Consider the following 18,993-nt stretch of genomic DNA (forward strand, 5'->3'; position numbering starts at 1 on the left):
CCTTACCCTCCCACAAGGGGGAGGGTAAGGCGCGGCTCAGAACGTCAGGTAGATGAGCACCACCGATAGGATCGCAAACAGCCCGATCAGCAGATAGTCGGCGATCCGGTAGAGCTTCAGTGCCCGCCTGATGTCGGTGCTATCGGCCTCGCGCCGGCCGCCTTCGCCCATGAACGCGTCGTCGACGACAACGCCGCCATAGCTGCGCGGTCCGGCCAGCGCCAGACCAAGCGCGCCGGCCATTGCTGCTTCCGGCCAGCCGGCATTGGGCGAGCGGTGCTTTCTCGCGTCGCGCCGCACGGCCTGCCAGGCGTTGCGCGGGTCGGTGCCTTTGACGATGAAAGCGGCGAGCACGATCAGCAGCGCCGTCAGCCTCGAGGCCGGCAGGTTGATGAAATCGTCGAAACGGGCGGCCGCCCGTCCAAAAGCCTCGTGGCGCGGGGTGCGGTGGCCGATCATCGAATCGGCGGTGTTGGCGGCCTTGTAGGCGACGCCGCCGGCCAGCCCGCAAACACCGGTCCAGAAGGCGGGGGCGACGATGCCGTCGGAAAAATTCTCGGCCAGGCTCTCGATCGCGGCGCGGGCAATGCCCGGCTTGTCGAGTTTTTCCGGATCACGGCCGACGATGTGCGAGACGGCGATGCGGCCGAGCGTCAGCCCGCCTGTATCGAGCGCATCGGCCACTGCCTCGACATGCTCGGCGAGGCTCTTCTGCGACAGAAGCGACGATGCCAGAATTGCCGTGACGAGCAGGCCGGCGGGAAAGATCTGCCAGAGCAGGATTTGCACGGCGAAAGCGATGGCCGCCGGCACCAGGACGATGACCAGCAATGCCTTGACGCCCCGGCGGCGACGCAGCGCGTCGGAATCAGTGGCGTGGTTGAGCCTGCGGTCGAGAAAGGATATCAGCCTGCCAAACCAGGTGACGGGATGGCCGATGGCGCCAAACAGCCAGTCCGGGTAACCCAGGATACGTTCGATGGCTAGCGACAGGAAGGCAATCAGGATCGACATGAAGCTTTCTGATGGAGCGATGGCTGCAGTGGATCATGGCGGAAGCCTTGGCCGGGCGAGCGCGCTCTTCCCTCGCGCGCCACAGCCTTTCGTCGATCTCTCGACGGGTATCAATCCGCACTCCTATCCGCTTTTCGATTTGCCCGCCACCACCCTGTCGCGATTGCCGGAAGCGGCGCGTGCCCGTGAACTGGCCGAGGTCGCGGCGCGCGCCTATGGGGCGCCGTCGGCGGCCAATGTGGCGGCGGCGCCCGGCACGCAGATCCTGTTGCCGCGCGTCGCCTCGCTGGTGAGCCCCGGCAAGGCGCTGGTGCTTGGGCCGACCTATGCCGAACACAAAAGGGCGGCGGCGATCGCCGGCCATGCGGCGGCCGAGGTCGATGATTTCGAGGCGCTGGCCGGGGCCGACCTCGCCATCGTGGTCAATCCCAACAATCCGGATGGCCGTGTCGTCGGCCGCGGCAGGCTGCTCGAGCTTGCCGGAAGATTGCGCGCCAAAGGCGGGCTGCTGGTCGTCGACGAGGCGTTCATGGATGTCGGCCCACGCGCCGAAAGCCTGGCCGGCGATGTCGGGCAGGGCGGTATCGTGGTGCTGCGCTCCTTCGGCAAGTTCTTTGGCCTTGCCGGCCTGCGGCTCGGCTTTGCCTTGGCCGACACGCTGGCCGTCGAGAGGCTGGAGGCGCAATTAGGGCCGTGGGCGGTCGCCGGCCCTGCGCTCGACTACGGCCTCCGCGCGCTGGCCGACACGGATTGGCAGACCACCATGCGGCAGCGCCTGGCGCAGGATGCGGCGCGGCTCGACGCGCTGTTCGGCCGCTTCGATGCGCCTGTTGCTGGCGGAACGACGCTGTTTCGTTATCTTCGCCTTACGGATGCGGCCGGTTTGTTTTCCGCGCTTGGTGGGCGCGGCGTGCTGCTTCGGCATTTTGCCGACCGGCCACAGGTGCTGCGTGCCGGGCTGCCCGGCTCCGACGAGGAATGGCAGCGGCTCGAATCGGCGCTTGCCGACTGGGCCGCGCGGCGCGACGATGGGCCGAAGGAGATCGCGCCATGATCCATGTCTGTTCGCTGGCGAAAGTCGAGGAGACCGTGGCGAGAACCGGCGCCGAGCGTCTGCTCTCGCTGCTTGCCGCCGGCACCGAAGTGATACGACCGGCCTCGATCGCCAGGGAGAACCATCTGCATCTGGTGATGCACGACATTGCCGTCGCCCAGGAAGGCATGACCATGCCGGGCGAAGAGCATGTGCGAAACCTGCTCCAGTTCGCGCGCCAGTGGGATCGTGCGAAGCCCATGGTCGTCCATTGCTATGCCGGCATCAGCCGCTCGACCGCCTCGGCCTACATCATCGCCGCAGCACTGGCACCGAAGCGCGATGAGGCGGAATTGGCGCAGACGCTGCGGGCGCTGTCGCCCTCGGCTACGCCCAACCCGCGGCTGATCGCCGTCGCCGATGCCTTGCTTGATCGCAATGGCCGCATGATCGGGGCGATAGAGGCGATCGGGCGGGGCGCTGATGCTTTTGAAGGCACGCCCTTCGAGTTCAGGATCGATGGCTGAACGTCTCGCAGGACTTTGCTGATTTAGGTCAGCCAGTCGACGAGCTTCGCCTTGCGGACATCCTTCAGCAGGCTGATGAAACCGTCGGCCTGGTGTTCGGCGGTCAGCCGGCCTTTCTCCGCGGAGGCGATGCTGGCGTCGCCGACCACGCCGTTCGGGTTGAGGTCGCTGGCGATCCAGGCGAAGGCATGCGTGCCGGTGTGGCGCAGCAGTGCGAATTCCTTTTCCGCTCGGCTGACGTTGGAAACGAAATTGTCGGCCTTGCCCATGTCGACCAGATCCGGGCGGAAGTGCAGCATCAGCGAGGTCTCGACATCGCCGCCATGGATGCCGTGGCGGTCCTCCAGTTCGGTGTACATGCCGGCCGGGCGGCCAAAGCGCTGCCAGCTCGTCTTCACCGCCAGCATCCTGGCGCGCACGCGCAGTTCGCGCGTGATGATGCCCATGATCTCCTCATTGCCGCCATGCGAGTTGACGACGACCAGCTTTCTCACGCCGGCGCGCGCGACCGACAGGCCGAGTTCGGTCCAGGCATCGACCAGGGTCGTCGCCGGCAGAGTGAGGGTGCCTGGCGCATGCAAATGCTCGTTCGACTTGCCCACCGCTTGCACCGGCAGGACGCGGATGTCGAGATCGGCGGGCAGGCGCGATATGACAGTTTCCAGCATGCCGTTCATGATCGAGGTGTCGGTCGAGACCGGCAGATGCGAGCCGTGCTGCTCGATCGCCGCCACCGGCAGGACGGCGATCGTCGCTTCCGGGTCGATCGTGGCGTATTCGGTGGTTCGGTAGTCGCCCCACCACACGCGTCTGTTTGCAACGGTCATGTTTGCCTCTTTCATGTGACCGAGACCTAGCGCGCCAGACAGCGCCTGTCGATCATGCCGCGGCGATGACCTCGATCTCGACCTTGAATTCGGGCCGGGCAAAGCCAGAGACGATCATCAGCGTCGAGGCCGGCGCCGGGCTGGAAAACAGCCGATCGCGGACGTCCATGTAGGGTCTGAGAAATGCGCGGTCGGTGACGTAGGCGTTGATGCGCACGATATCCCCGAGTCCGAGCCCTGCTTCGCCGAGGATCGCCGAAATGTTCTGGAAGCAGAGTTCGGCCTGGGCGCCGGCACCTTCAGGGATCTGGTCGTCAGCGGTGATCGCGACCTGACCGGAACACAGCACCAGGCGTTTTCCTGCAGGCACTTCGACGCCATGGCTGTAGCGGGCGAAGGGCGGCTTGATCGACTTCGGCGTGAGGAATTTGAACATGGCAATCTCCGGTTTTCGGCAGCCTAAGGCCGGATCGCACGCCGCTTCAAGATGCGGTGCATGTGATCGGGGCGATTGTGGACAGCCGTTCAAAAAATAGGCACGATGCCTCCCATACAGCATGACCCGTCATGGCTTGGCGCACGCCTGCTGCGCAGGCTGGCGGCCCCCGGCGGTGGCATGTGTCTTGCTTCTTGAACCAATGGTGTCCAGCCCGGCGCGCGGCGCGCCGGAGCAAACAGAGGGTGGTGTCGATGTACGGAAAAGAGAAGATCACGGCGGGCGCAATCGTCCTGCTTGCCGCCAGCACGCTTGGGGCTGCGGCGAACGAGAAAGTCACCTTCGGCACCAATTGGCTCGCCGAGCCCGAGCATGGTGGCTACTACCAGGCGGTGGCGGACGGCACCTACGCCGCCTGCGGCCTCGACGTCACCATTTCGCAGGGCGGTCCGCAGGTTAGCGGACGGCCGTTGCTGCTCGCCGGCAAGCTCGATTTCTATATGGGCGGCAATTTGCTGTCGGCTTTCGATGCCGTGCAGCAGGGCATTCCGATGCGCGTCGTGGCCGCCGACTTCCAGAAGGACCCGCAGGTCATCATGTCCCAGCCTGGGCAGGGGCTGGACAAATGGGAGGACCTGAAGAACGCCGAGCAGTACATCCTCGGCGACGAGGGCGCGCAGACCTTCTTCCAGTGGATGGTCACCGAGCTCGGCTTCGATGCCGCCAAGCGCGTGCCCTACACATTCAATCCCGCGCCGTTCATCGCCAACAAGAAGTCGATCCAGCAGGGCTATGTCACGTCTGAACCATTCGCCGTGCAGAAGCAGGGCGGCTTCGTGCCGAACCAGTTCCTGCTCGCCGATTATGGCTGGGACACTTATGCGACCACGGTCGAGGTGATGCAGGAGACGATCGACAAGCGGCCGGAGGTTGTTCAGTGCTTCGTCGATGGCTCGGCCAAGGGCTGGTACAACTATCTCTACGGCGACAACAAGGCCGCCAACGACATGATCAAGAAGGACAATCCGGACATGACGGATGAGCAGATCGCCTTCTCGATCGATCAGCTGAAGAAATTCGGCGTGGTCGATTCCGGCGACACGGAAAAGCTCGGCATCGGCGCGATGACCGAAGCGCGCATCCAGAGCTTCTACGACAAGATGGTCAAGGCCAAGGTCGCGCAGCCGGGCATCGACATCAAGAAGGCCTATACGCTCGCCTTCATCAACAAGGGTGTCGGGCTGGACCTGAAGAAGTAATCGTGAAGCTGGAGACAGTGGCGCAGGCGCCTGAAGTGGCATCGGGTGAAGGCCCGATGCTTTTGGCGCTGCGCAATGTCGGTAAGGTCTTTTCCAACGGCGTGACGGCGCTGAGCGACGTCGATCTCACCATCCGGGAAGGCGATTTCCTCAGCCTTCTCGGACCGTCCGGCTGCGGCAAGTCGACGGCGCTGAGGCTGATCGCCGGCCTGTCGACGCCGACCTCCGGCGTGCTCGACTGGCGCGGTTCGATCGACCGCTCGAATATCGGCTTCGTCTTCCAGGAGCCGACGCTGCTGCCCTGGGCTGATGTGTTCGACAATGTCTGGCTGCCGCTCAGGCTGAAGGGCGTGTCACGGGCCAAGGCGGCGCCGGCGGTGATGGAGATGCTGGAACGCGTGCATCTGACCGGCTTCGAGAACGCCGTGCCGCGCGAGTTGTCCGGCGGCATGAAGATGCGCGTCTCGATTGCCCGTGCCATGGTGACCAAGCCGCGTATCCTGTTGATGGACGAGCCATTCGCCGCACTCGACGAAATCACCCGTTTCAAGCTCAACAACGATCTTCTGGAACTGTGGCAGGACGAGCGCTTCACGGTCGTCTTCGTCACGCACAGCGTCTTCGAAAGCGTGTTCCTGTCCAACCGGGTGGTCGTCATGGCGGCGCGGCCTGGCCGCGTTCATGCCGAACTTGCCGTCGATGCGCCCTATCCGCGCGACGAAGCGTTTCGCACCTCGCCCGACTATGCAGCACTTTGCCGGCAGGCGTCCGACGTGCTGGTCGGCGCCATCAACTCAACCGCCGGACCGCATCATGACGGCCATTGACGACAGCGCGCTCAAGCTCGATCCCGAGGAGGCGCGTCGCGTGCGCCAGGAGCGGCTCGAGCGGATCGGTCGCTGGGTGCTGCCGCTGGCGATCATGATCCTGGCGATCTGGCTGTGGGACCGCGTCTGCGTCTGGAACGAGATCCCGAAATACATCCTGCCGCGCCCGGGCGTCGTGCTGCAGACGCTCTATGACGATGCCGGGCTGTTGTTCTCCTCGCTGCTGGTGACGCTCAGGATCACCTTTCTCAGCCTGCTTCTCGCCGTGATCGGCGGAGTCGGGCTGGCGGTGCTGTTCGCGCAGTCGAAATGGGTGGAAATGTCGTTCTTTCCCTTTGCCATCGTGCTGCAGGTGACGCCGATCGTGGCGATCTTTCCGCTGATCAACATCTATGTCGACAACCAGACGGTGAAGCTTTTGCTCTGCGCCTGGATTGTCGCCTTCTTCCCGATCCTGTCCAACACCACTCTCGGCCTCAATTCCGTCGACCGCAATCTGCGCGACCTATTCAAGCTCAACGGTGCGACCCGCTGGCAGCAATTGCGCTACCTCAGGCTGCCGGCGGCAATGCCCTATTTCCTCGGCGGGCTGAAGATCGCCGGCGGCCTGTCGCTGATCGGCGCTGTCGTGGCCGAGTTCGTCGCCGGCGCGCAGGGGCAGTCGTCGGGGCTCGCCTCGCGCATCATCGAGGCCGGCTACCGGCTCAACGCGCCGCGCCTGTTCGCGGCGCTGATCCTGATCTCGCTCGCCGGCATATTGATCTTCCTGGTGCTGTCGCTGGTGTCGCATCTCATTTTGCGGCGCTGGCATGAGAGCGCGCTGAAGCAGGAGCGATAGGGTGGTTGCCTTTCTTATCCCAGGGGGCGGAACTTGATCCCGGACTCTGCCTCGTATCGCCTTACCAATGTCCGGCTTCACGCATCGCTGACGCCGGGCTTGGCCGCGACCTTCGATAGCGACGACTTCGCGCTTGCCGACATCACCGTCGCTGACGGCAGGATATCCAGCATCGTCGCGCATGGCCGGTCGAAGGTGCCGGCGGACGCCACCGACCTTGGCGGCCGCATCGTGCTGCCGTGTTTCGTCGACTGCCATACCCATATCGACAAGGGCCATATCTGGCCGCGCAGACCCAATCCCGACGGCACCTTCATGGGCGCGCTCAGCGCTACAGGGGCCGACCGCGCCGCGCGCTGGAGCGCCGAGGACGTCGCGCGACGCATGGATTTCTCGCTGCGCTGCGCCTACGCGTACGGCACAAAGGCCTTGCGCACCCATCTCGACAGCGTCGCGCCGCAGGAGGAAATCTCCTGGCCGGTGTTCGAGACGATGCGGGACAAATGGCGCGGCCGCATCGAGTTGCAAGCCGCCTGCCTGCTTGGCATCGAAGGCGTGCGCGAGACAAAATGGTTCGAGAAACTGGCGAAACGTGTCGCCGCGGCCAAGGGCGTGCTCGGCGTCGTCACCTATATGGTGCCTGACCTCGAGGAGCTTCTCGACAAGGTGTTTTCTGAGGCGATCAAGCACGGGCTCGACCTCGATTTCCATGCCGACGAGACCGACGATATCGCGGCGATCTCGCTGAAGAAGATCGCCGAGGCGGCGCTCTGGAACGGTTTCGAGTGCAACATCCTGGTCGGCCATTGCTGTTCGTTGGCGCGCCAGCCCGACCTTGCCGTGCTCGACACGCTGGACAAGGTGGCGAAGGCGGGGCTCGCCGTGGTGTCGCTGCCGATGTGCAACCTCTATCTGCAGGATCGGCGCGGCGACAACACCACGCCGCGCTGGCGCGGCGTGACGCTGCTGCACGAGATGAAGGCGAGGGGCATCCCAGTCGCGGTGGCATCGGACAACACGCGCGATCCGTTCTATGCCTATGGCGATCTCGACATGCTGGAAGTCTACCGCATGGCGACCCGCATCCTGCATTTCGATCACCCGGTCGGCGACTGGCCGCAAACCGTGGCGTCGACGCCGGCCAAGGTGATGCGGCTCGACGGCTTTGGCACGCTTGCCGCCGGCGGTGCGGCGGACTTTATCGTCTTCAAGGGACGGAGCTGGACGGAATTGCTGTCTCGGCCGGAATCGGATCGCATCGTCGTGCGCGACGGCCGGGCGATCGAAGGCAAGCTGCCGGACTATGCCGAACTCGACGAATTGATGGTGGAATGATGGACATTGCGGCGCTGAAGCGTGACCTCGACGGGCTGAAGATCGACGACCATCCGGCGATCGTCCAACAGAAGAGCCGCGATTTCTACTGGTACAGCCCGGTGCTGAAGCAGCAGCTCGACCATGTCACTGGCGACCTGATCGTGACGCCGAAAAGCGAGGACGAGGTCATCCGCGTGCTCGCCGCCTGCCACCGGCATGGCGTCCCGGTGACGCCGCGCGGCAGCGGCACGGGCAATTACGGGCAGGCCATGCCGCTATCGGGCGGCGTGGTGCTTAACCTTGCCGAAATGAACGCGGTCAAGGCAATCGCGCCCGGCCGCGTCGTCACCGGGCCGGGTGCGGTGCTGGCGGACATCGACAGAGCGACGCGCGCGCATTCCGGCCAGGAGCTGCGCATGTCGCCCTCGACCTACAACACCGCCTCGATCGGCGGCTTCGTCGCCGGCGGTTCGGGCGGCGTCGGCTCGACCCGCTGGGGCGGGTTGCGCGATCTCGGCAATGTCATCCGGCTCAAGACAGTAACGATGGAGGCCAAGCCGCGCGTCATGGAGCTTACCGGCGAGGACGTGCTGAAGGTCATGCACGCCTATGGCACCAACGGCATCATCACCGAGGTCGAGATGCCGCTGACGTCGAGCTATGACTGGATCGACGTCATTGTCGGTTTCGACGATTTCATGGAAGCAGCCGGCTTCGGCAACGACCTCGCAATCCAGGACGGCATATTGGCGAAACTGATCACGCCGATCGCAGCGCCTATCCCGTACGACTATTTCAAGCGGCACCAGAAATTCTTCCGGCGCGAGCAGAGCATTGTCGTGTGCATGATCGCGCCGCATGCGATGGCTGCGTTTGACGCCTTCGTCAGGAGCAGCAAGGGCGAGATTGTCTTCCGGGCCGACAAGGAGGCTGACCTCAAGGGACTGCCGCCGGCCTATGAGCTGACCTGGAACCATACGACGCTGCGTGCGATCCGGGTCGATCCGACGATCACCTATCTGCAGGTGCGCTATCCGTCGCCGGACCATCTCGCCCACGTCAAGGCGATGGTCGACCGTTTCGGCGACGAGGTGCCGGCGCATCTCGAATTCATCCGCTTCGACGGCGCCATCGGCGCGGCCGGCCTGCCGCTGGTCCGCTTCACCACGGCGGAACGTCTCGACGAGATCATCCGCATCCATGAGGACAATGGCTGCTGGATCTTCAACCCGCACCGCTACACGCTGGAAGAGGGCGGCATGAAGCGGACCGACGAGGTGCAACTCGCCTTCAAGCGCGAGACCGACCCGCAAGGGCTGCTCAACCCCGGCAAGATGATCGCCTGGGAAAACCCTGATTACGACTACCGCTCGGGCAAGTCGTTCCTGTTCAAGGGGCTGCAAAAGGCGGGCTGATGAAGATCCTGGTCCTCTACGCGCATCCGGTCGAGACCAGCTTCAATGCCGGCCTGCACCGGACGATCGTGGAGCGGCTGACGGCGGCCGGCCATGCCGTAGACGATTGCGATCTCTATGCCGAGGATTTCGACCCGCGGCTGACACGGGCCGAGCGGCTCGGCTATCACGACCAACGCGGCGAGGGCGACGCGGCCGCCTTCTATGTCGAGCGCGTGCTGCGCGCCGAGGCGCTGGTGCTGTCTTATCCGGTCTGGAACTTCGGTTTTCCGGCAATGCTGAAAGGCTTTTTCGACCGCGTTTTCCTGCCCGGCGTGTCGTTCAGGCTAGTCGATGGCAAGGTGCAGCCGTCGCTGCACAACATTCGCAAGGTGGCCGCCGTCACCACCTATGGCGGCAGCCGGTTCCGCGCCATGCTGATGGGCGATCCGCCGCGCAAGCTGGTCAACCGCATGCTACGTGCCACCATCAAGCCCGGCGCCTCCGTCTCCTATATCGCGCATTACTCGATGAACCTGTCGACCGATGAAACGCGTAGGGCATTCATGGCCAAGGTCGGCGCCAGCATGGATGCGTTCTGATGCGCGTTCTGGTGGTCTATTGCCATCCGGTACCCGAAAGCTTCTGCGCCTCGATCCGCGACTGTGCCGTCGAGGTGCTGAAGGCGAAGGGCTGGGAGGTACGGCTGCTCGACCTCTATGCCGAGAATTTCAATCCGGTGATGAGCTGCGAGGAGCGGCGCTTCTACAATGAGCGCGCACCGCAGGATCCGGCGCTCAAGCCGCATTTCGATCATCTCGGCTGGGCGCAGGCGATCCTCTTCGTCTATCCGACCTGGTGGTACGGACTGCCCGCAATGCTCAAGGGCTGGCTCGACCGGGTGTGGGCGACCGACGTCGCCTTCCAATTGCCGCCGGGCAAGGGGCGGATCAAGTCGCTGATGACCCATGTGACCAGGGTCGGCGTCATCACCACCTGCGGCGCGCCGACCTGGTGGAGCGTCGTCGTCGGCCAGCCGGGCCGCAAGACCATCCTGCGCGGCATGCGGGCGCTGTGCGCCACGCGCTGCCGGACGTTCTTCCTGGCGCACTACCTCATGGACTCCTCGACGCCGGCGACCAGGGCGGCGTTTCTGGGCAAGGTGCGGCGCAAGCTGGAGCGATTCTAGCTGCTTGCCGTATCGGCTGCGGACTTCGAACGTTACAGTCCGAACCAGCGGGCACGGCGGCTCGATCCGAAAACCTCCTTGTCCGCGCGCAAGGCAACCGACGGCTCGTGGTAGGTTCCGGTCGGCTTTGCGCCGGAGAAGAAATCCACCTCGACTTTGCCGACGCGTCCGCCGCCGAACTCGATATAGCAGGTGCCAAAACCATCATATTGTGTCCCGCTGCCGGTGTTGCGCAGCCTGGCGATCAGGTCGCTGGCCACGGCGCGCGCGGCCCCTTCGGCGAACACACCGGCCTTCGGCGTGCCGGTGTTGGCGCCGTCGCCTACTGCGTAGACGCCGGGATAGCGGGTTTCCAAGGTTCGCGGATTGACCGGGATCCAGCCGTTCTCGGCCATGCCGCTGTCAATCACCACGTCGGGCACGCGGTGCCTGGGGACGCCGAGGAACAGGTCGAATTGCATCTCGACCCCGTCATCGAGAACGGCCACCTTCCGGGCATTGTCGATCGAGGCGACGCGGCGGCCGGGTATGAAGCCGATATTGCGCTCGACGAAGGCCGCCACCAGCGCTCGCGACGTTTCCGGCGAAGGTGGCACCGGGCTCGGCAACGGCAGCACGAAGCTGATCTCGCAGGCACCACGAACACCGCGATTGACGAGGTAGTCGTGCAGCATAAGGGCGCATTCGCTGGGCGCCGGCGGGCATTTGTAGGGTGCGCCGCAGACTCCGACGAGGGTCTTTCCCCCGGTGAAGGTGGGCAGCACGTCGCGCAGGCGCTCGGCGCCTGCGACCGAATAGAATTCGTTGGCGCCCGCCAGCCCCGGCGTGGCGTCGAAATCATAGTCGGCGCCGAGCGCCAGGATCAGGAAGTCGGCCTCATGGACGCCGCCATCGGTGGTGACCCGCCGCCCTTCGGCATCGATGGCGGTGACCGTCTGCCTGAGCAGGCGCACGCCTGGTTTCACGAAGTTGCGGTACGGCATGCGCACAGCATCCGCCGTCTTGTGGCCGAACATGACGTCGAGCTTTGAAAAACCGAAGACGAAAGCATCGCTTTTGTCGATCAAGGTCACGTCGATGTCCGCACCGAAAGTCTCGGACAACAGGGTGGTGAGTTCGAGGCCGCCGAAGCCCGCCCCAAGGACAAGGACGCGCGGCTTGCTTGTTGTGTTCATTTTCCCCTCCGTTGTGTTGCCGCATGCAAAATGCGGTCCCTGCGGCCGTCCGGTATTATGCGATGCCGGTTGGGCCAGGACAGCAGCGTAGCAGTGTCCTCGGCAAAGATCACGGTAAGGAAAATTTCGATCGGCGTGGAAGGGGCGCAGCCAGCTGGGCGATGCTACATGCGCATCCGTTCCGCCTTCGGATCATACATCGGCTTCAGCGAGGCTTCGGCGGCGAAGCGCTCGCCGGCGATCTCGATCTCGTAGGACGAGGCCAGCACCTCTGCCTCGCTCTCGCCCTTGCAGGGCACGTAGCCCAGCCCCATGGCGCCACCGAGATGATGGCCGTAACTGCCCGAGGTGATCGGGCCGACGATCTTGCCGTCGCGCAGGATCGCCTCGTTGTGGAAGAGCAAGGGTTGCGGGTCCTTTAGGCGGAACTGTACAAGCCGCCGTGATAGGCCAGCCTCCTTCTTCTTCAGCACCGCATCGCGGCCGAGGAAATCGCCCTTGGCCGTCTTCACCGCGAAGCCGAGACCGGCCTCCAGCACATGGTCCTCGTCGGTGATGTCGTGGCCGAAATGGCGGAATGCCTTTTCTATGCGGCAGGAGTCCAGCGTATGCAGGCCGCAGAGTTTCAGGCCGACATCGGCACCCACATCGGCGATCGCCTCGAAGACATGGGGTGCCTGATCGGTCGAGACATAAAGCTCCCAGCCGAGTTCGCCGACATAGGTGACGCGATGGGCGCGGGCGAGGCCCATGCCGATTTCTATCTCCTGAAATGTCCCGAACGGATTGGTTTCGTTGGAGAAATCGCTTGGGCTCACCTTCTGAATCAGTTTTCGCGCATCCGGTCCCATCAGGCAGAGCACGGCTTCGGCAGCGGTGACATCGGTGATGACGACGAATTCATCGGCCAGATGCTTGCGCAGCCAGGCGAGGTCGCGCTGCAGCGTCGCGCCGGGCACGACGAGGAAGTAGGCGGTTTCAGACAGACGCGAGACGGTGAGGTCGCTTTCGATGCCGCCGCGCTGGTTGAGCATCTGGGTGTAGACGATCTTGCCCGGCGCGACGTCCATGTCGTTGGCGCAGAGCCTTTGCAGGAAGGCGCAGGCGTCCCGACCCTCGACGCGGATCTTGCCGAACGATGTCATGTCGAACAGGCCGACGCCGATGCGGACCGCGAGATGTTCCTCGCGCTGGTTGTCGAACCAGTTCTGCCGTTTCCAGGAATAGCGGTATTCGCGCTCCTGTCCCTCACGCGCGAACCAGTTGGCGCGCTCCCAGCCGGCGACTTCGCCGAACACGGCGCCGCGCGCCTTCAGCTGTTCATGCAAGGGCGAGCGGCGAACGCCGCGCGAGGTCGCCATCTGGCGATACGGAAAATGGTCGGCATAGAGCAGGCCGAGCGTTTCGGAGACGCGCTCCTTGAGATAGCGGCGGTTCTTCTGGAACGGCTGGGCGCGGCGGATGTCGACTTCCCAGAGGTCGAACGGTGCTTCGCCGTCGTTGATCCACTGCGCCAGCGCCATGCCGGCCCCGCCAGAGGAGACGATGCCGATCGAATTGTAGCCGGTCGCCATCCAGTAGCCCGAAAGCTCGGGCGCTTCGCCGAGATAATAGCGGTCGTCAGGGGTAAAACTCTCGGGACCGTTGAAGAAAGTGTGGATGCCGGCGGTCGCCAGCATCGGCATGCGGTTGACGCCCATTTCGAGGATCGGCTCGAAATGCTCCATGTCTTCGGGCAGCTGGTCGAAGCAGAAATCCTCGCGGATGCCGTCCATGCCCCAGGGTTTTGCCACCGGCTCGAAGGCGCCGAGCATCATCTTGCCGGCGTCCTCCTTGTAGTAGGCGCATTCGTCCGGCACGCGCAGCACCGGAAGGCGCGAGAGGTCGGGGATCGGCTCGGTCACCAGATAAAAATGCTCGCAGGCATGCAGGGGTATGGTGACGCCATTCTGTGCCCCGAGCTCGCGCGCCCACATGCCGGCGCAATTGACGACGATTTCGGTATCGATCGTGCCTTGCTCTTCGCCTTGCGCCCAGGACACGCCGGTGACGCGGCCATTCTTGTTGTGGACCTTGGTGACTTTCACATTCTCGATGATGGTCGCGCCGCGCTGGCGTGCGCCCTTGGCCAGCGCCATGGCGATGTTGGCCGGGTCGCATTGCCCATCGAGCGGCAGGTGCACCGCGCCGACCACATCGGAAACATTGAGATGTGGGTACATCTGCTTGACTTCATTAGGCGAAATCTCGCGCACATCGACGTCGAAGGCGCGGGCCAGCGATGCCTGCCGGTAGATTTCGTGCTTGCGCTCCTCGGTCAGCGCCACGGTGATCGAGCCGACCTGGCGCATGCCGGTGCCGACCTCGGTCTCGGCTTCCAGCTTGACGTAGAGGTCGGCCGAATATTTCGCCAGCCGGGTCATGTTCTGCGAGCCGCGCAACTGGCCGATCAGGCCGGCGGCATGCCAGGTCGTGCCCGATGTCAGCTGCTTGCGCTCGAGCAGCACGATGTCGGTCCAGCCGAGCTTGGCGAGATGATAGGCGACCGAGCAGCCGGAGACGCCGCCGCCGATGATGACCGCGCGCGCCTTGGTGGGGATGGTCTTGGCGCTCATGCGGCCTCGCGGCGGTAGCTGGACACGAAACGGCGCAGGCGCCGTGCTGCTTCCAGCAGCACCGGTTCGGGCTGGCAGAGGCTGACGCGGATATGGCCGGCGGCGGCCTCGCCGAAGCTGGAGCCCGGCATAACCCCGACCTTTTCCGCGTCGAGGAAGGCAAAGGCGAATTTCTCATCGTCGGGCTCGATGGCACTGATATCGAGCATGACATACATGCCGCCCTCGGAGCCGCGCACGGTGACGTCGTTCATGCCGCGCATGGCGTCGAGGAAGACGGTGCGCCGCACAGCATAGCGTTCGGCGATCTCCCTGACGCCATAGCCGTTCTCGAGCGCCTCGGCACAAGCGATGCTGATGAAGGCCGGCAGGCCGTAGGTGGTCACCAGATTGAGGTTGACCAGCAGCGAGATCATCGTCTCCGGGCCGGTCAGCCAGCCCATGCGCCAGCCGGTCATGCCATGGCTCTTGGACATCGAATTGATGACCAGCGTGCGCTCGGCCATGCCGGGCAGGGCGCGCGGCGACAAATGCTCACCGCCGCCCAAGGTCCAGTAGACCTCGTCGGACAGCAGCCAAAGATCATGCTCCCGGCATATCTGGGCCAGCTCTTCGAGGTGCTGGCGCGAATAGACCGCGCCCGTCGGGTTGTTCGGCGTGTTGATGAGGATGGCGCGCGTGTTCGGCCGGATTGCCGCACGAATGTCGGCGGCGTGTGGCTGGAAACCATCAGCAGCAGGGGTCTCGACGACGGTGAAGTCGGCGCCGGCTGCGCTGAAGGTGTTGGGATAGGTCGCGTAGTAAGGGGCGACCACGATGGCATGGTCGCCCTTGTCAAGCACGGCCTGCACGGCGGCGTAGAGCGCTGCCTGACCGCCGGGTGTAGCGATGACCTGGTCGGGGCTTGTCGGGATGCCGGTGCAAGCGGTCGAGGCCGCCGCCATTGCCTTGCGCAGGCGCGGCAGGCCGGGAAGCGGCGTGTAGTGATGGTTGCTGCCGCGAACTGCGGTCACGCAGGCTTCGATGGTCTGGTCCGGCGTATCGAAATCATGGTCGCCGACCGACAGCATGATGATGTCCTCGCCGGCCTGCTTACGGGTCCAGGCGGCGAAATGAACCTCCCAGCCGTCCTTGCCCGAAGGCACGATGCCGTTAATGCGCGAAGATGGTCTGGGCATCATTGAACTCCCGAAATCTGGTAGCCGGCCTGTTCGAGCCGGTCGCGCAGCGCGGCGATGTGGGTTGGGCCGACCTCGCAGCAGCCGCCAACGATGCTAGCACCGGCCTCGACCCAGCCGATCGCCTGGTCGGCATAGGCCGCCGGATCGAGGTCGTGGCGCGCATGCAGAACCTCGACGGTGCCGCCATGCTTGAGCGCCTCGACCGACGTGAAGCCATTGGCATAGGCGCCGACGGGGCCGCCGAGCGCGATCAGGTCGGGGAGCGCGGCGCTGACGGCTTCGGGCCGGCAGCAATTGATCAGCCGTGCGGCGAGGGGCAGGCCGTCGAGCGCGCCGGACGCCGCCGCGATCGCCTCGCCGCTGCGCAGGCGCGGCGCGCCATGGTCGGCGAGCGTCCACGACACCCAAACCGGCTTGCCGCTTTCCGTTGCCGCGGTGACGGCGGCGCGGGCCTCGTCGGTCGAGGCCATGGTTTCGCACAGGAAGAGATCGACGCCTTCCGCCTGCTCGGCAACGATGCGGCGATAGGTGTCGAGCGTCTCTTGGTAAGAGATGGTCAGCGCCGGTGCATAGCTGCCGAACAATGGCGACAGGCAGCCGGCGATGGTTGCCTCTCGGGCTTGCTCGGCGGCCTGCCTTGCCAGCTCGATGCCGCGCTTCTGCAGCGGCTTGAACAGGTCTTCCGCGCCTTCCCGCGCGAGCCGCTCCGGTGTCGCCGAATAGGTGTTGATGGTGATGACGCGGGCGCCGGCACGGATGAATTCCGCATGCAGGTCGCGCACCAGATCCGGTTCGTCGATCAGCACCCTGGCCGACCACAGCGGCGTCGGTTCGGACTTGCTGCGGCGGACCAGTTCCTGGCCCATGCCGCCATCGGTGAGGATGACCGTCTTCATGCGCGCAGCCTTTCGTTCTTCGCATCCCACAGCGGCTCGTCCTTCTGCACGACCGCCTGAAAACGGTCGCCGAAGATCTCGACCTCGACAGCGGTTCCGGGCTCTGTCAGGTCGGCGCGCAGCATGCCGAGCGCGATCGACTTGTCGATGCGATGACCCCAGCCGCCGGACGTCGTCTCGCCGACGATCTGGCCGTCATGCCAAAGCGTCGACATATAAGGCGCATCGCAATCGCCAGGATTCTCGACGACCAGCGTGACGAAACGCTTCTTCACGCCTTGCTGCTTCTCGTTCAGCAGTGCTGCCTTGCCGCGGAAGGCGGGCTTGTCCCATTTGACGAAGCGCTCCAGCCCACCCTGCAAGATCGAATAGTCGGTCGACAGATCGCCCTTCCAGGCGCGGTAGCTTTTTTCCAGTCTGAGCGAATCCAGCGCATACATCCCGAACGGTTTCAGGCCGTGCTTCTGGCCGGCGGCCCAGACGGCGTCGAAGACCGTCGCGGTGTCGCCGACTTTGGTATGGATCTCCCAGCCGAGCTCGCCGGCGAAGGACACGCGCACCAGCTTCGCCCAGCGTGCGGCAATGCTGGTTTCCTGATGGGTGAGCCAGGGGAGCGAAAGGTCAGCGGCACAAACCTCGGCGAGGATCTTGCGCGAGTTGGGGCCGGCGAGGATCTGCGTCGAATATTCCTCGGTCCGGTCGATCAGCGTGAATGGCGCATTCTTCGGCATGCGTGACTTCAGCCATTCGAAATCGTGCCATTGCGCCACTGCCGCAGTGATCAGCGTCATGTGGTCCTCGCCATGGCGCACGACCGACATTTCGGTGACGATGCGGCCCTTGTCGTCCGAGAAATAGACGAGGCCGATGCGGCCCGGCTTCGGGACCAGGCCAGTGACCTGTAGCGCCAGCCATTCAGCGGCACCCGGCCCCTCGAGGTTGAAACGGGAGAAGCCCGGCAGGTCCAGAATGCCGGCAGCATCGCGCACCGCCAGGCACTCTTCACGCACGCGGTGCTGCCACGGCCCGTCGCGGCGGAAGGTCAGCGTCGATTCCTCCGAGACATCGTCGCCCGGCTGTGCATACCACGTCGCACGCTCCCAGCCATTGTAGGCGTCGAAGCGGCCGCCGAGCGCCTTGATGCGATCATGCAGCGGCGAAAGCTTGCGGTCGCGTGCCGCGGGCCAGGCATGGCGCGGGAACTGGATGGCATATTCATTGCCGTAGATCTCCATGCCCTTGGCGACGCAATAGTCGGGTGCGGCGGCAAAGCTGGTGAAGCGGCGCGGGTCGCAGGACCACATGTCCCATTCCGTCTGGCCTTGCGTGACCCATTCGGCCAGCACCTTGCCGGCGCCGCCGCCTTGAGCGATGCCGAAGGTGAAGACGCAGGCCTCGAAGGCGTTGGGGACGCCCGGCATCGGACCGATCAATGGGTTGCCGTCCGGCGCGTAGGGGATCGGGCCGTTGATGACCTTGGACAGGCCGGCGGTGCCGAGGATCGGCACGCGGGCGACGGCGTCGGCGAGGTAGTGCTCGAGACGGTCGAGATCGTCGGGGAACAGCTGGAAGGAAAAATCCTCCGGCATCGGGTCGTTGTGGGTCGCCCAGTGCGCGCGGCAATTGCGCTCATAGGGCCCGAGATTCATGCCGGTCTTTTCCTGGCGCAAATAGTAGGAGGTGTCGACGTCGCGCAGCAGTGGCAGTTTTTTCCCCTGTTCCTTGCTCCAGGCGGCGAGCTCGGGGATCTCCTCGAACAATATGTATTGATGGCTCATCACCATCATCGGCACTTCGCGGCCGAACATTTTTCCGACCTCGGCGGCACGGTAGCCGGCGGCGTTGACGACGATCTCGCAACGGATCTCGCCCTGCGCCGTCTCGATCACCCATTCGTCGTTCTCGCGGCGCACGCCGGTGACCGGGCAGAAGCGGATGATCTTTGCCCTCATGTCGCGCGCGCCCTTGGCCAGCGCCTGCGTCAACTGCGCCGGATCGATGTCGCCGTCGCTCGGATCGTAGAGCGCGCCCTTCAGCTCATGCGTTTCGATGAACGGGTAGCGGCGCTTGATCTCGTCGAGCCCGACGACGTCGATGTCCATGCCCTGGTAGCGGCCCATGCCCTTGGCGCGCTGGAACTCCTGCATGCGCTCGCTTGTGTGGGCGAGCCTGAGCGAGCCGGTGACGTGGTAGTTCATCGGATAGTCGACCGCGTCGGCCAGCCCGCGATAGAGCTCGGTCGAATAGCGCTGCATGTTCATCAGCGACCATGATGAGGAGAAGGTCGGCACGTTGCCGGCGGCGTGCCAGGTCGAGCCGGAGGTCAGCTCGTTCTTTTCCAAGAGCACGCAGTCGGTCCAGCCCGCCTTGGCAAGGTGGTAGAGCGAAGAGGTGCCGACGACACCGCCTCCGATGATCACCACGCGTGCCGTGGTCGGCAAACCGGCCATGTTCTCCTCCAACTT

17 protein-coding genes are annotated in these 18,993 nt (G+C 64.6%); 9 read left to right on the forward strand and 8 right to left on the reverse strand.

The features are described 5' to 3' along the window. Positions 1–36 precede the first annotated feature (36 nt). Positions 37–1,014 (reverse strand): adenosylcobinamide-phosphate synthase CbiB, encoded by a 978-nt coding sequence (cbiB, locus tag AC04SI_RS04675; protein ID WP_488473965.1) that lies wholly within the window; start codon positions 1,012–1,014, stop codon positions 37–39. Here cbiB and cobD point away from each other — a divergent pair. Next, positions 1,013–2,068 carry a threonine-phosphate decarboxylase CobD gene (cobD, locus tag AC04SI_RS04680; protein WP_404275848.1) on the forward strand — a complete coding sequence of 352 codons (1,056 nt, stop codon included), beginning with the start codon at positions 1,013–1,015 and terminating at the stop codon, positions 2,066–2,068. The two genes, cbiB and cobD, sit on opposite strands and share 2 nt — an antisense overlap. Next, positions 2,065–2,574: a tyrosine phosphatase family protein gene (locus AC04SI_RS04685; RefSeq protein WP_404275770.1), complete on the forward strand. Its 510-nt coding sequence runs from the start codon at positions 2,065–2,067 to the stop codon at positions 2,572–2,574. Before cobD ends, AC04SI_RS04685 begins: the two co-directional genes overlap by 4 nt. 23 nt (positions 2,575–2,597) lie before the next feature. On the opposite strand, the gene AC04SI_RS04690 is transcribed toward AC04SI_RS04685, so the two are convergent. Both AC04SI_RS04690 and AC04SI_RS04695 read right to left on the reverse strand, forming a co-directional pair. Further along, on the reverse strand, positions 2,598–3,401 hold the full coding sequence (locus AC04SI_RS04690; protein ID WP_404275772.1) for a creatininase family protein: 804 nt from the start codon (positions 3,399–3,401) through the stop codon (positions 2,598–2,600). Positions 3,402–3,453: 52 nt separating this feature from the next. Continuing rightward, on the reverse strand, positions 3,454–3,837 hold the full coding sequence (locus AC04SI_RS04695) for a RidA family protein (RefSeq protein WP_488473966.1): 384 nt from the start codon (positions 3,835–3,837) through the stop codon (positions 3,454–3,456). A 254-nt stretch (positions 3,838–4,091) separates the two neighbouring features. Here AC04SI_RS04695 and AC04SI_RS04700 point away from each other — a divergent pair, with 254 nt between their 5' ends. From AC04SI_RS04700 to AC04SI_RS04730, 7 genes are read left to right on the forward strand one after another with little or no spacing between them, the layout of a single operon-like run. After that, entirely contained in the window at positions 4,092–5,096 is a 1,005-nt protein-coding gene (locus tag AC04SI_RS04700) for an ABC transporter substrate-binding protein (RefSeq protein WP_404275776.1), read from the forward strand. A 2-nt stretch (positions 5,097–5,098) separates the two neighbouring features. Continuing rightward, positions 5,099–5,923 (forward strand): ABC transporter ATP-binding protein, encoded by an 825-nt coding sequence (locus AC04SI_RS04705; protein WP_404275778.1) that lies wholly within the window; start codon positions 5,099–5,101, stop codon positions 5,921–5,923. After that, a complete protein-coding gene (locus AC04SI_RS04710; RefSeq protein WP_404275779.1) occupies positions 5,910–6,761 on the forward strand; it encodes an ABC transporter permease in 852 nt (283 codons plus the stop codon). The genes AC04SI_RS04705 and AC04SI_RS04710 overlap by 14 nt, the downstream gene beginning before the upstream one ends. A gap of 33 nt (positions 6,762–6,794) precedes the next feature. Next, positions 6,795–8,096: a cytosine deaminase gene (locus AC04SI_RS04715; RefSeq protein WP_404275780.1), complete on the forward strand. Its 1,302-nt coding sequence runs from the start codon at positions 6,795–6,797 to the stop codon at positions 8,094–8,096. Next, positions 8,093–9,493, forward strand: a complete 1,401-nt coding sequence (locus AC04SI_RS04720) for an FAD-binding oxidoreductase (RefSeq protein ID WP_404275782.1) — start codon at positions 8,093–8,095, stop codon at positions 9,491–9,493. The genes AC04SI_RS04715 and AC04SI_RS04720 overlap by 4 nt, the downstream gene beginning before the upstream one ends. Then, positions 9,493–10,074: an NAD(P)H-dependent oxidoreductase gene (locus tag AC04SI_RS04725; RefSeq protein WP_404275784.1), complete on the forward strand. Its 582-nt coding sequence runs from the start codon at positions 9,493–9,495 to the stop codon at positions 10,072–10,074. The genes AC04SI_RS04720 and AC04SI_RS04725 overlap by 1 nt, the downstream gene beginning before the upstream one ends. After that, complete coding sequence (locus AC04SI_RS04730; protein WP_404275786.1) at positions 10,074–10,661, forward strand: NAD(P)H-dependent oxidoreductase; 588 nt, start codon at positions 10,074–10,076, stop codon at positions 10,659–10,661. Before AC04SI_RS04725 ends, AC04SI_RS04730 begins: the two co-directional genes overlap by 1 nt. 32 nt (positions 10,662–10,693) lie before the next feature. On the opposite strand, the gene AC04SI_RS04735 is transcribed toward AC04SI_RS04730, so the two are convergent. The 5 genes from AC04SI_RS04735 to AC04SI_RS04755 all read right to left on the reverse strand — a co-directional run bounded on the left by AC04SI_RS04735 (position 10,694) and on the right by AC04SI_RS04755 (position 18,978). Further along, complete coding sequence (locus AC04SI_RS04735; protein WP_404275788.1) at positions 10,694–11,836, reverse strand: NAD(P)/FAD-dependent oxidoreductase; 1,143 nt, start codon at positions 11,834–11,836, stop codon at positions 10,694–10,696. A 164-nt stretch (positions 11,837–12,000) separates the two neighbouring features. Next, entirely contained in the window at positions 12,001–14,451 is a 2,451-nt protein-coding gene (locus AC04SI_RS04740; protein ID WP_404275789.1) for a GcvT family protein, read from the reverse strand. Next, entirely contained in the window at positions 14,448–15,629 is a 1,182-nt protein-coding gene (locus AC04SI_RS04745) for a pyridoxal phosphate-dependent aminotransferase (RefSeq protein ID WP_404275791.1), read from the reverse strand. The genes AC04SI_RS04740 and AC04SI_RS04745 overlap by 4 nt, the downstream gene beginning before the upstream one ends. Continuing rightward, a complete protein-coding gene (locus tag AC04SI_RS04750) occupies positions 15,629–16,528 on the reverse strand; it encodes a homocysteine S-methyltransferase family protein (RefSeq protein ID WP_488473967.1) in 900 nt (299 codons plus the stop codon). The genes AC04SI_RS04745 and AC04SI_RS04750 overlap by 1 nt, the downstream gene beginning before the upstream one ends. Then, a complete protein-coding gene (locus AC04SI_RS04755; protein ID WP_488473968.1) occupies positions 16,525–18,978 on the reverse strand; it encodes a GcvT family protein in 2,454 nt (817 codons plus the stop codon). The genes AC04SI_RS04750 and AC04SI_RS04755 overlap by 4 nt, the downstream gene beginning before the upstream one ends. Positions 18,979–18,993: the final 15 nt, after the last annotated feature.

The sequence above is a fragment of the Mesorhizobium sp. CNPSo 4689 genome (assembly GCF_057784325.1).